General features: G+C 36.6%; 12 protein-coding genes. 4 read left to right on the top strand and 8 right to left on the bottom strand.

Features of this window, described 5'->3' with window-relative positions; translation table 11 throughout:
• Positions 1-6: 6 nt before the first annotated feature.
• Positions 7-1,242 carry a hybrid sensor histidine kinase/response regulator gene (locus HAV12_RS13060; protein WP_171570039.1) on the top strand — a complete coding sequence of 412 codons (1,236 nt, stop codon included), beginning with the start codon at positions 7-9 and terminating at the stop codon, positions 1,240-1,242.
• Positions 1,243-1,908: 666 nt separating this feature from the next.
• Here HAV12_RS13060 and HAV12_RS13055 read toward each other — a convergent pair.
• The 7 genes from HAV12_RS13055 to HAV12_RS13025 all read right to left on the bottom strand — a co-directional run bounded on the left by HAV12_RS13055 (position 1,909) and on the right by HAV12_RS13025 (position 9,902).
• Positions 1,909-2,667, bottom strand: a complete 759-nt coding sequence (locus HAV12_RS13055; protein ID WP_171570038.1) for an SDR family oxidoreductase — start codon at positions 2,665-2,667, stop codon at positions 1,909-1,911.
• A 27-nt stretch (positions 2,668-2,694) separates the two neighbouring features.
• Positions 2,695-4,875: a hypothetical protein gene (locus HAV12_RS13050; RefSeq protein ID WP_171570037.1), complete on the bottom strand. Its 2,181-nt coding sequence runs from the start codon at positions 4,873-4,875 to the stop codon at positions 2,695-2,697.
• A gap of 460 nt (positions 4,876-5,335) precedes the next feature.
• Positions 5,336-5,878: a DUF421 domain-containing protein gene (locus HAV12_RS13045; protein ID WP_171570036.1), complete on the bottom strand. Its 543-nt coding sequence runs from the start codon at positions 5,876-5,878 to the stop codon at positions 5,336-5,338.
• A 162-nt stretch (positions 5,879-6,040) separates the two neighbouring features.
• The gene (locus tag HAV12_RS13040; RefSeq protein WP_171570035.1) at positions 6,041-7,045 is read right to left on the bottom strand and encodes an SDR family oxidoreductase; all 1,005 of its coding nucleotides are present in this window, start codon (positions 7,043-7,045) and stop codon (positions 6,041-6,043) included.
• Positions 7,046-7,210: 165 nt separating this feature from the next.
• Positions 7,211-7,699, bottom strand: coding sequence for an STAS/SEC14 domain-containing protein (locus HAV12_RS13035; RefSeq protein WP_171570034.1), 489 nt, complete (start codon positions 7,697-7,699; stop codon positions 7,211-7,213).
• A 35-nt stretch (positions 7,700-7,734) separates the two neighbouring features.
• Positions 7,735-8,313: a flavodoxin family protein gene (locus HAV12_RS13030; protein ID WP_171570033.1), complete on the bottom strand. Its 579-nt coding sequence runs from the start codon at positions 8,311-8,313 to the stop codon at positions 7,735-7,737.
• 5 nt (positions 8,314-8,318) lie between these two features.
• Complete coding sequence (locus HAV12_RS13025; protein ID WP_171570032.1) at positions 8,319-9,902, bottom strand: FAD-dependent oxidoreductase; 1,584 nt, start codon at positions 9,900-9,902, stop codon at positions 8,319-8,321.
• 179 nt (positions 9,903-10,081) lie between these two features.
• On the opposite strand from HAV12_RS13025, the gene HAV12_RS13020 reads away from it, so the two are divergent.
• The 3 genes from HAV12_RS13020 to HAV12_RS13010 all read left to right on the top strand — a co-directional run bounded on the left by HAV12_RS13020 (position 10,082) and on the right by HAV12_RS13010 (position 11,650).
• Entirely contained in the window at positions 10,082-10,375 is a 294-nt protein-coding gene (locus HAV12_RS13020; RefSeq protein ID WP_240345156.1) for an alcohol dehydrogenase catalytic domain-containing protein, read from the top strand.
• Between the two features lie 163 nt (positions 10,376-10,538).
• Positions 10,539-11,006: a plasmid maintenance system antidote protein gene (locus HAV12_RS13015; RefSeq protein ID WP_171570031.1), complete on the top strand. Its 468-nt coding sequence runs from the start codon at positions 10,539-10,541 to the stop codon at positions 11,004-11,006.
• Positions 11,006-11,650, top strand: coding sequence for a nucleotidyl transferase AbiEii/AbiGii toxin family protein (locus HAV12_RS13010; protein WP_171570030.1), 645 nt, complete (start codon positions 11,006-11,008; stop codon positions 11,648-11,650). The genes HAV12_RS13015 and HAV12_RS13010 overlap by 1 nt, the downstream gene beginning before the upstream one ends.
• Positions 11,651-12,087: 437 nt before the next feature.
• Here HAV12_RS13010 and rpiA read toward each other — a convergent pair whose 3' ends face one another.
• On the bottom strand, positions 12,088-12,783 hold the full coding sequence (gene rpiA, locus HAV12_RS13005; RefSeq protein WP_171570029.1) for a ribose-5-phosphate isomerase RpiA: 696 nt from the start codon (positions 12,781-12,783) through the stop codon (positions 12,088-12,090).
• Between the last annotated feature and the right edge of the window lie 78 nt (positions 12,784-12,861).

Below are 12,861 nucleotides of genomic sequence, written 5' to 3'. Positions count from 1 at the left end.
TAACAGATGGAAAACAGAATAGCAGAACATCCCGTTAAAATATTACTTGTTGATGATAAAAAAGAAAATTTATTATCATTGCAGGTTATTTTAGCCAATCTTGGTTATCAGTTTGTTGAAGCGTCTTCAGGCAAGGACGCGCTTAGGATACTTTTAAAAAATCAGGATTTTGCCATTATTTTAATGGATGTTCAGATGCCTTTAATGGATGGTTTTGAAACGGCAGAAATGATTCGCCAAAGTGACAAACTAAAACATGTACCGATTATATTTCTGACCGCCAATATGAATACGACTGAATATATTTTTAAAGGATATCAGTCAGGAGCGGTTGACTATATGATCAAACCGTTGTCTAAGGAAATTTTACGGGCAAAGGTATTAGTTTTTACGGAATTGTATAAGAAAAACCTGGAACTGCGTTTTAAAGAAGAAGAAACCAATGCCTTAAACGAAATCATTTTAAAAGCGAATAAAACGCTGGCAGCGCAATATGCAGCAATCGAAAAACATGCAGCAGAACTGAAGAACAAAAACATGGAACTCGATGCATTCACCTATATCTCGAGTCATGATTTGCAGGAACCATTGCGTAAAATACAAACTTTTACAAATGTTATTCTGACTAACGAATATCCTAATCTTTCGACAGACGGAAAGCTTAAATTTGACCGGATTTTGTATTCGACAACAAGAATGAGGGAATTGATTAATAGCTTGCTGACCTTCTCGAGAACCAATATTGTAGATCGAAAATTTGTAAGCACGGATCTGAATATTGTTTTTGCCGATGTAAAGGAAGCTTTACTCGAAAATATTACAGAAAAGAAAGTCACGATAGAAACAGATTTTCACGGAAAAATTGATGTTATTCCATTTCAGTTTGTGCAGTTAATGGAAAATTTATTGAGCAATGCCATCAAATTTGCCAAAAAAGATACGCCGTTGCAAATCACCATTAAAAGTATTATCGCTGACGGAGCAACATTCGAAAATCAAATGCTATCCCCGCAGCAAGAGTACTGTCATATTTCTTTTGAGGATAACGGAATCGGATTTGAATCACAGCATAACGAAAAAATATTTGGTGTTTTTCAGAAATTACACGGGCGGGATATTTATGAAGGAACGGGAATTGGTTTGGCGATCGTAAAGAAAATTGTTGAAAACCACAACGGTTTTATTACGGCATCCGGTGTTCCGATGGAAGGAGTGAAGTTTAATATTTATATTCCGGTTTAAGAATACGGGTTCAATTTTAGGATCTTAAACTAATTTTAGTTTAAAAAAATCTCACAAGCAAAATTATTGTTTTGATTGTGAGATTTTCTTTGTCAACGTTTTATTATTACGGGCTCGCTATACTTTCAACAACAATTTTCACAACCTGGTCAATTGTCTGCATTAATATTTCTTCCGCATACAGCTGATTTGGGTATTGGGCTTAATACAATTGGATTAATCATTCTATAGTACTAAAAGGAGATGAATAGAACTACTCTGGAAAAATCAGTTCAATTGACCATATACTATCGAAATGAAATGACCATCTTAATTCGGTTTAAATTTGTCATATATTTAGTAGAACTTTATAATATGACAAACAAAACATTAGATCCTAACTAACAACAATTTAAACTAGAATTAATTCAACATTATGATGATCAATTTAAATTGAATAATGTTGATCAACGCATTCCGAAACTACTGGTCAAATTGTATCGATAGTATATGGTCTGACTGACCAATTTTTCCAGTCTACATCCAGAACCTTGCTTTGAAGCCGTTTATTTATGGGGCTTTCACATCCTCACCAAGAAATGGGCACATATAGGTGTACTCAGAAAATTGTATCTTACCGTTTAAATAATAACGTAATTACGGTTAATATTTACTACGAGATCGCAATTAAATGATCTGCAGATGCGGACGTATCTGCATCGTTACAATATCGCATCGCTTTGGCTGAGACAAACAAAATAAGATGCTCATTGCAATATCTTCTGCTTTAAGCATTTCCAGTTTTTCTATTTTTTCCTGCTGTTCTGCTTTCGAACTTTTTTGCATATCGCTGGTTACAGCTCCGGGTTCAATTAGCGAAACTTTAATTCCAAGCGGATTTAACTCTTTACGAAGCGAAGTGCTAAAACCTCGTATCGCTGATTTTGTTGCCACATAAATTGTACTGGTTGCTTCACGGCTTTCTGCACTCATAGATCCAATGTTGATGATGTGACCTGATTTTTGAATTTTCATTCTTGATGAAGCTTCTTGACAAAAGGCGAGATAACCGGTGATGTTAGTATCAATAACATATTGATAATCTTCATAAGTGCTTTTTGTGATTCCTTCGGCAGATAAGGCTGCGTTGTTGATTAGAATATCAATTCCGCCTAGTTCATTATCTACAATTTCCATGATTTTTGCAATGTCTTCCTTTTTGCTAACGTCGGCCGGAGTGCCATAAACTTGACTGTTCGGAAATTGCTGTTTAATATCGGCAACGGCGTTTTTGAAATCTTCATGATCTCTTCCAAAAATAAGAACGCGTCCGCCAAGAGATACTAATAAATCGGCGATTGCTTTTCCTATTCCGGTAGTTCCGCCGGTTATTACAATTCGTTTATCTTTAATATTTTGTCCAAAGTAATTTGTTAATTGTTCCATTATTTTGTTTGTATTTATTAGTAAATATTACCATTCAATTTTTACTGAGCTCTGACCAGAAATTTCATATTCGTGCATTTTCAGGTTTTTTTTGTGTGGTTTCAGTATTTCATTTTCCTGTAAAACCTTCATTTCAATTTTGCTGTCTGCCACTTTTAAAATTTTCAAATTGCAGCTCATGTCTTTATCACCATCGAGATGTATAGTAACTGATTTTCCTCTTTTTGTAAATTCATGGGGATAATCGATAAAAATCAAAAAGGCTTCGTTGATTTTGATGTATTGTCTAGGTACAATTCCAAAAGCCATTCCGGCGCCATAAACTTCCTGACCAACCTGACCACTTTGTTCCCATCCATTGTATAAATCCTCCAGAGGAACCCACAAATCAGGCTGCAATTCTCCTGTTTTTACTTCTTCTGTAAGCATTTCTTTTGGCAGCAACGGCGGATAATAATAGGCAATTCTATTCACCGCGTATTTAATAAATTCAGGGATTAGGGTTTTTAAAGAAGGTAAAATAGCAACATCTTTCGCCTGAATTAAATATTCTGATAAAGCGGCATAAACTTCTAATTCCTCATATGCAGCCGTATAAGGCGCATCATTAAGTGGAAATATCGAAAAGAAATTGGTGTAATTTTTACCAAAACCGTATCTGCAATCGTAAAGCTGTATATTTTTAAATAATCCGCTGAGACAGGTATAACTGATCTCCAGATATAATTTTTTATTCGTGATTTTATACAATTCTAATAATGCTCCGGCCGCAAAAGCCGTGTTATTAGCCTGATACAAAATCTCAACGCCCAGTAATATTAGTTTTTTTGCCGCTTTTTCTGCTTCGTTTAAATAGCGTTTTTCTTTGGTAACTTTAAGAACAAGCAGCATTAAATGGGCGTAAGCACCTGCAACATCTCTTTCTCCGCCTTTGCCAGGCGCTGTTTCTTTTTTGATTATTTTAAGCGTTTCCATATCATAAAATACCGGCCATTCGTATTTAAAATGGTGGGCAATTTTTATAGCATAATCAATAGAATCTAATAATAGTTTTTTGGCTGTTTTGTCTCCGTGTAAAGCCAGTCTTGCCAAATTCATTAAAGGATGATGCAGATACCAGGAATCCATCACCATTTCTTTTTTTTGTTCTTCGGAGTTATCCAATTTGTCGGCAAGTGCGGGAAGCCATCGGTTTATACAATTTATTTTTGGATCGTAAAAAGCAGGTAATCCGTTAATTAAATCGTCGTAAAGCGAATGTTTTTCGCCGTTCCATTTCTCATATTCATTATATGGAGACAATACAGCGAGCTGAACCATACTTTCTGCAGGCGTTTCATAATCGCACAAATAAGCATTTAAATACGGAATTCCGTTTTTTTGTGTCCAAGCGCCTTTGTTTTGAGATAAATCTCTTAAAACATTTTGAGCGATTTCCGGCCAGTTGTGATATTCAATTCTTGGCTGTTGCAGCACTTTATAGATCTTCACCAGATTATTTAAAAAGTGCTCACAGATCGCCAATGTTTCTTCTACTATTTCATTTTCTAATAGTATATAAGCGTCTGATATTGTGAAAGTTTTATCTGCAGGAAGCGGCAATTTATCAGTGATTGGAAGCTGAAATCCAATTTCAGGCCAGTTTCCGCCAACTGTATTTTTCGATTCCGTTTCGGTTGCCTCACAATATTCAGATAGTGAGGTAAGGTTTTGAAAATAAAAAAACGATCCTGTTTTTGGTTTTGTAATGCTTGCAAATATTAATCCGGATCGGGATCCGAATTGTTCCATATGAATTTTTCCACTAGTGTTTTCGATAGTTCCATTTTCTGTTAGCGGAATTATATCTCGTGGCCAAAACGGAATCATCAATGGAATATTTGCCTTAAAAGTGGTCGTATAATGCAAGAGAGGGGAAGATTTATCCGGAAAATTAACGCGAACCTCATAACTTCCCAATCTGGAATCGAGTACAAAAACAGTGGTATCGTCGTCGTCAAAAAGATTGACAACTTCAAAACAGCTGTTCATTGCAAATGCCGTACGAAAAGCTATTTTTCCGTTTTCGGGCATAAGTGCCACAATCCAGAGCGAATCGCCTGTATTGTAAAATTGATAGGTATAATCAAGAATTTTTCTTTCTAAAAGTATTTCGCTATTTTCAATATCTGCCTGAGCAGTCGTGCTCCACGCTGTAACTGTATGCATATAAGAGAATTTTAGTTTATATTAATGTAAAGTCCAGTAAATAATGAAAAAAGAATCAGTTTGAATATTCATTTTGACATACCTTATGGTGCTATTCACTAAAAATGAAATGACTCACCATTAGCGTTCCCAGAGAAAGCGCTAAGAAATATAGGAATAAGCCATAAGTTCGAAAAAATATATTCATAATTAAGCTGATTTACAGCAAATTTCAGAAATAACATGACTTTTTTATTTACATAATTTTTTTTACCTTTTATAACATTTTCGTCATTGCCGAAGTTTTGGTATTACGTATATTTCAATCTCTGCAATAAAAATATGGTCGAAGTAATAGCACAATTTAAAATGGATTTACAAACTCGTCCAGAAAGTACAGTTGTAGCTTTTATTGATGACAATCCAATTTAAAAAAAATGAAACGGAACAACCAGTTTTCGAATATAAAATCAAAATGAATTTATATACCATTCATGTGATTAAAAGTATTGTTTGATGTAATATCATCTAATGAGCTGCATCCTCTGCCAATTGATTTTTTTACAACTGTAATTTGGCCATTAAGTTCCATAACTACAGCCTTTACTTCGTCTATTTGGTCAATTCCCGAGTTCCTGATCGTTGAAAATATTTCACCTTTGGTTATGGCTTCTTTCGCCATTGTTTTCTCTATAAATTCACCATTGTAAAATATAAGGCTGGGCACTGCATTAATAAGCTTTTCCATTTTTCGTGACGAACGGGCGGTCAAGGCAAAAATATATTGTAATATAATAATGAGGAACAAAACAATAGCGCCTTCCGTTAAAGGAACCATGGCCAGCATCATATAGGATAAGGTAGATCCCAAAGCTACAGTTACAACAAAGTCAAAGGCATTAAGTTTCGCGAGGGTTCGTTTACCTGAAATTCTTAAGAAAAAAAACAAGGTAATAAATGCAATTACTGTAGCAAGAACAACATGTCCTATGCTTTTCCAATCTTTAAAAAATATATCTTCCATAGCGTTATTTGATTTAAGGGATCGCAATCTAACAGGATATTAAAATAAAAACCTATGTAATTGCAACTACAGAGGCACTTTATTGCAGGCTTTAAATTTAAAGCTACCCTGATATGGACTTTGTATACGATCAATATCATATCTCTTTAAATGATTGTATTTTTATGGATTACCTTCACCACCGCTTGCCCCATAAATCTGACCTGTAGCGTAGCTGGCATCATTAGCTGCAAGCTGCACATAAATAGAAGCAAGTTCGGCCGGCTGTCCGGGTCTTCCCATAGGTGTCTGCGAGCCAAATTCTTTCAGTTTTTCCATTGTTGCTCCGCCGCTTACCTGAAGAGGTGTCCATATGGGGCCTGGAGCAACACCATTAACCCTGATTCCTTTTGGAGCCAGCTGTTTGGCCAGCGATTTGATATAATTAGTAGTAGCGGCTTTTGTCTGGGCATAAGCATACAAATCCTCGGTTGGAGCATAGGCCTGTACTGAACTTGTACCTATGATTGAAGAACCTGGCTGCAAGTGGGGAAGGGCGGCCTTGATAATCCAGAAAGGAGCGTAAATATTGGTTTTCATTGTAGCGTCGAAATCCTCTGTTGAAATATCCAGAATTGAAGCATGAGTCTGCTGTCTGGCAGCATTATTGACTACTATATCAAGTCCTCCCAACGCCTTTACTGCCTGATCTACTAATGACTTACAGAATGCCTCATCGCGCAAATCACCAGGAATGGCTACAGCTTTGCGTCCTTCGGCTTTTATCAGCTGGATGACCTCCTTTGCATCTTCTTCTTCAGTAGGATAATAATTTATAGCAACATCAGCGCCTTCTCTGGCATAGGCGATAGCTGCAGCCCTGCCCATTCCGGAATCACCTCCTGTGATGAGAGCCTTGCGTCCCTTTAGTCTTCCGCTGCCTTTATAACTTTTCTCGCCGTGATCAGGTCGTGGATCCATTTTACTTACAAGACCCGGCCAAGGTTGTTTTTGTTCCTTAAAAGGCGGTCTTGGATATTTCGTGGCAGGATCTTCGGATCCATTAAACAGGTTGTTTTCATCTGTATTTAAACTACTGGCCAGAGCAGGATTAATTGCTGCAGTTGCCAATACTGCCCCCATGCCTGTTAGCGCGGAACGTCGTGATATTGCTTTTTTAACATCCATGATAAAAAGTATTTGAGTTTTTAAATTGTGTCTTTTTTTAAGAAACTGCGATCAGACAATTATAAGCACTATTATACGGCATTATAATCTAATTCTTTTTAGCGTTTTTGAAACAGTCACTTATTTTAAATAGACAGCCGTTCTAAATCTTAATTTTTATGCGAATTATGCTTTATAATTGTAATCTATATCATCGGCATCTGAATAGCCATTAGATAAATTTTCTTCACCCAGGTCATCAGGATCAATATAGGGTTCGCTAGCTATTTCCTTTGTATTCATAACAGGTATTTCACTTCCCTGAACCCAGCTTAATGCTTCCTTGATTTTTTCTTTTTTATAACCTCGAAATTCCCCCGGGACGATGTAACTGAATCCATTGGTAAATGAAATTGCTTTGTCAGAATCAGTTACTATAGCTGCACGATTCCATTTTCCAAGATTTCGGAGCCCCATCATGGCATCCTCCAGCCAGGCAGTAGCAGTAAAATTCTCAAGTTCACTGTCAATTAAAAACAAAAAATTAATCTCATTAATCTCTTCAACTAATGCTTTTACCGCTGGTGCTATCACTGTTTTGTAATCTTGAGCCGTTACTTCACCAACAGCCCTGAAAGCCACGACATTGTCTGATGTTTCAATTTTCTGTATCATATTAAAAAAAAATTAAGTTCGTTTCTCAACTTCAATTATTTAGCTGTTTTTTTCAATGATTCGGCCATGGCCTGTGCGTCTTTAGCGTAGTTACGCTGGTAGTATTTCTGTAGCTGTGCCTTGGTTTTTTTGGAGCCCTTTGCATGACCTTCCCATATTACGCCAAGTGAAGAGTAGGGAGGAACGGTTACCCCGATACTGCAGAAGAAATTTGCAATGTTTCCGGTAATATGTTCCACTCCGTCCGAATCGCCCGTTACGATAACGCCACCAATTTTACCATCCAGGGGAGAATCTTTTCCTTGGAGAATAATATCATATACTTCGTCAAGGCGCTCGATGCACCTTTGAAGTTCAGAGGAATGATTGTTCCACCAGATAGGTGTTGCAAACAATAGAATTTTTGCCTCAAGGATTTTATTATAAATTTCCGGCCAGTCATCCTTGGTACTCATATGTGTGTAAGTGCCCGGAACAATTTCCTGATTCGCCAGTCTTATGATTTCAAATTCGATATTCTGTTTGGTAAGATACTGGCCAAGAAATTCAACAAGCGCTTCTGTATTGGAGCGGCCTTTATTTTTTAAGGTTCCTAATAGTATAATAGCTTTCATATTTTTTATTTGATATGGATTTTTGGTAAGTCGGTTTGCGAGGGTCCGTTGATTACTGTTCCTTCAGTGTCAAATCGCGACCCGTGACAAGGACAGTCAAACGATTTTTCATCTCCGTTCCATTGAACAATGCATCCTAAATGTGGACATACTGCCGAAAAAGCTTTTAAGGTATTATCATAATCACGGTAAACGGCAATTCTTTTTAATCCTGACGAAAGTACACCACCGTCTCCCATCTGTAAATCTGCCGTGTTTTTTAAATCAGATCCTTTTATCCAGTCCAGATATTGCGAAGCCATATTACCCGCTTCTTTTATAAAATCCCTGGTTGTTTTTAAAGTAATTCTTGAAGGACTGTACAGATCCTCCAATTTATTTTTAATGCCTGTGATGCTGTCGGAGATAATCAATGCCCCGATGGTGGCATGTGTCATTCCGTTGCCGGAATCTCCTGTTATGATGTAAATGTTATCGTCACCCGGATTTTTTCCCATAAAGCCAAGTGAATCCACAGGTTCCATTACCTGTCCTGACCATTTGTATATAAGGTCATCTTCTAGCATTGGGAAATAATTACGTGTCCAGGATTCCAGTCTGTCGTAGCGTTCCATTTTCGAAATATGTTCCTCATCTGCCTGGCCGGTTTTATGATCTTCTCCTCCTGAAATCAATAGATCATAGTGTTCATCATATTCTTCAAGGCGTACGTAATGATACGGCTGGGAAACCCATTTGGATTCCTGATCGCCGGTATCCCACCAAAGTGAATAAGGCAGTGTATCTTTTGGAATTTTACCTGCAATCACATAAGTTCTGTAAGCATGCTGTTTGGTATGCATGGTCATTATATCATTAACAGGAGTATTGGTAGCAACCACTATTTGATCTGCAGAAAAAGTATAGCCATTCACTTTTGCACCTTTTTTGGTTATTTCTTCGGCATGGGCTTCGGTGTAAATAATTCCACCAAGAGTAATAATAGCATCAGCGAGTCCTTTTAGATAATGCAGTATATGAAATTGCGCCTGTTCATGAAACACCAGGCATCTCTGATTTTCACCATTTGCAACAGACGGAGTTCCCTGCAAAATGGAAGTTGCTAAACCCGCCTTTTGTGTGGCTTTAAATTCCTTATCCAGGTTTTCTTCTTTATCAGTTGAATCAAGCAATAAATAACCGTTGACTCTTTTAAAGGAACAGTCTATATTCAATGTTGTAACGATTTGCTCAATTTCGTCGATTGCAGCCCTGTGGCTTTCTGCAGCAAGTTTTGCAGCATCTTCCCCAAAGGTTTCTTCCAAAAAGTAATAGCGGTCATCAAGCGCGCAGGTTAAATGTGCGGTGGTACGGCCTGTTTCTCCGCTACCAATAAAACCATCTTCTACAAGGACTACTTTTTTTCCTTCCTGCAATAATTTATAGGCAGTTGTTAAACCAGCAATACCTCCACCAATAAGAAGCACTTCGGCTGTAATATCCTTATCGGGCTTATGGAAAGAAATGATAGAGGTAGTATCTATCCAAAACGATATGTTCTCGCCTGAAGTGATAGTGGAACTTTTAATTTTATTTTCAGAGGAATTCATGAGTATTTTATTTAAGAATTATCAAAGCTATAAAATTGCAAAGCGCTGCCTTTTACAGTTTTAGAAACAGTTTTTATAGGATTTCCAGTTGTGTTATTTGTAAGTTTTTACCTGAATAATGTAAAATTAAAAACTGATTTTTTAGTTATTTAGCTTTCTATTAACTAAAAAAAATAACTATGAAGGTAGCAGTCATTCACGGACCTGGATCTGTACAGTACGATACAGTAGATGATCCTAAATTAAAAGAGCAGGACGATATTATCTTAAAAGTTACCTCGACGGCGATCTGCGGATCTGACCTTCACATTTATTCCGGTGGTTTGCCACAGCCCAAACCAATGGTGCTTGGCCATGAATTTATGGGTATCGTAGAAGAGGTGGTAGCGGGTGTCACCCATCTGAAAAGAGGGGATCGTGTCGTGGTTCCATTTCCTATCGCATGTGGAAACTGTTTTTTTCTGCAATCATGATGTTCCGGGAAACTGCGAGCACAGTAATCCGGAGCATTACGGTGTTAGGTTTTAGTTTTTTAGATCGTTTTTGTCGGGATTTATTAAATCACCATACAATAATTTTCGTTAAAATACACTCTTTAACATAACCGTGTAAACAAAATTGTTTATTTTTGCAATTATGAAAAGTATATTAAATATTATAAAAGGAATTCATCCTGGATTTGTGCTGGAGCGTGAACTTAAAAAACGCATGCTAAGCAAGGGACAATTTGCTATTTCACTTGGTGAATTTCCCCAGACGCTGACGGCTATAACAAAAGGAAAGCGCAGAATGAATATACCCCTTGCCATGAAGATTGAAAATTCACTTTCTCTGGAGGAAGGGTATCTAATGACCCTGCAGGTATATTATGATATTGAACAGCAGAAAAAGAAATTAAATAGAAATAAAACTGCTCAGAAGCCTGATTTAAGTAAGATAAGAAAGATACTTTTTTGGGACACTGACATGAGTAAAATTGACTGGCAAAAACAAAGAAAAGCTGTTATCCAGCGGATTTTCGAAAGAGGGAATGAGATTGAAAGAGAAGAAATCATTCGATTCTATGGAAGTGATGCTATTAATGATGTCAAAAGAACTAACTAATGCCCTTACATTTTAACACCGTTACCCCGCTATTGCGAAATATTCTTGAGGATTTGATGCAGGCAGAAGAATTTCAATCTTTTCGTCTTGTCGGCGGCACTGCGCTGAGCCTGTATTATGGACAAAGAATGTCTGTAGATATTGATCTTTTCAGTGATGCTGATTATGGAAGTCTTGATTTTAAGGCAATAGATGATTACTTAAGAATAAATTATTTTTATGTGGACAGTCTAGATATTTCTCCGGTGGGAATGGGGAAGTCTTACTATGTGGGCAGAAATGCTGAGGAAAGTGTAAAGCTGGATTTGTATTATACAGATACGTTTATCGATGAGGTAAAGTTATTCAACACACTCAGATTGGCTAGTAGATCTGAGATTACAGCTATGAAGCTTGATGTAGTGCAGCGTACGGGCAGAAAAAAAGATTTTTGGGATATCGACATACTGAAAGAAGATTTCAGCATTATGCAGATGTTTGCCCTGCATGAACAAAGATATCCTTACACTCATGACCGCAGTCTGCTCATTGAGAAATTCACTGACTTTTCGCAGGCAGACAATGATTTCGAGCCACTCTGTCTAAGGGGGAGGTACTGGGAGCTTATAAAGCTTGACATGATTGAGCTGATCGCAGAGTTATAATAATAAAATAGAACTTTTCACATCTGCTTATTTTATAATGATCCTGTCTTAATTGTATTCTATTTGTATCTTAATTGTACCTCAAATACCTTTTTTTTATTCAAAAATGGAAATTTAATTTCTGGAAGCGAAAGTAACTTTTTGTTTTTCAAAACATTCCTGTGCCACGATGTTGCCACAAAACTTTGAGTCCTAAAATTTTCAGGCTTACTTTATGAAATTCTTTTGATTACGACTATAAATATACTTGTTCAGATTTTATCTGAATTGTACCTCAATTGTATTTAATACACTTAAAAAATAGAAATTTAATTTCTGGAAGTGAAATTCGCAATATTGAACTTTCGTAACTTATAGTCCATTTAATTATGTGTTTTTTCCGCCGAATAAGCTGGCGAAATTTCTTTGTAAACTATTTGCTGATTTTTATGTCAAAATTATAGTAAACTCGATTTGTGAAAATATGTTATAGTTGAGTCGTTGTAACCCATTATTACTCTGTCTGCCAAATTAATAAATAAACCATGTCCGATTATCCCTTCTATCTGACTAAGTTTATTGGAAAGCTGAGCGGGATTGTTTATCAGTCCGAAATCAGCGTCAATAATATAATTTCCCTGATCAGTTTTGTAAGGACTGCTGGGTGCCATACGAATTTCGCCCTCTCCATTTATAGCAATAATTTGGTTTAAAACATAATCAAAAGAGTTTATCTCTACCTCAATAGGAAGTTTAAATTTACCAAGGATATCAACTTTCTTTGAAGAGTCAGCAATAATTATTAATTTTTTAGATTTCAAGGCAACTATCTTTTCCTGATATAACGCGCCGCCGCCTCCTTTTATCAGATCCAGATCACTCGTGAATTCGTCTGTCCCGTCGATAGTAATGTCAATTGAGGTGACCTCGTTTATATCGATCAAAGGAATGTTTAAAGATTTTGCAAGGTTTGAAGTTTTAGTAGATGTAGGTACAGCTTTAATTTTTAGACCACTACTTATCAATATGCCAATTTCTACGATAGCGTAATAAGCGGTAGAGCCGGTTCCCAAACCCACAATTTGATTGTCTTTAATAAATTTTACAGCTTCCTTTGCGGCAAGCTGTTTTTCCATTTCTAGATGTTCTTTCATTATTAAGGATTTAATAAGTAGGTTTATTGCAAATTTCTACATTTGCAGGGAAATCAAAAATAAAGATAATCTGTTTTA

This window comes from Flavobacterium sp. CLA17 (assembly GCF_013112255.2).
Taxonomy (GTDB): domain Bacteria; phylum Bacteroidota; class Bacteroidia; order Flavobacteriales; family Flavobacteriaceae; genus Flavobacterium; species Flavobacterium circumlabens.
Note: the sequence above shows the minus strand (reverse complement) of the source record. Positions and strands in the feature narration are given on the sequence as shown.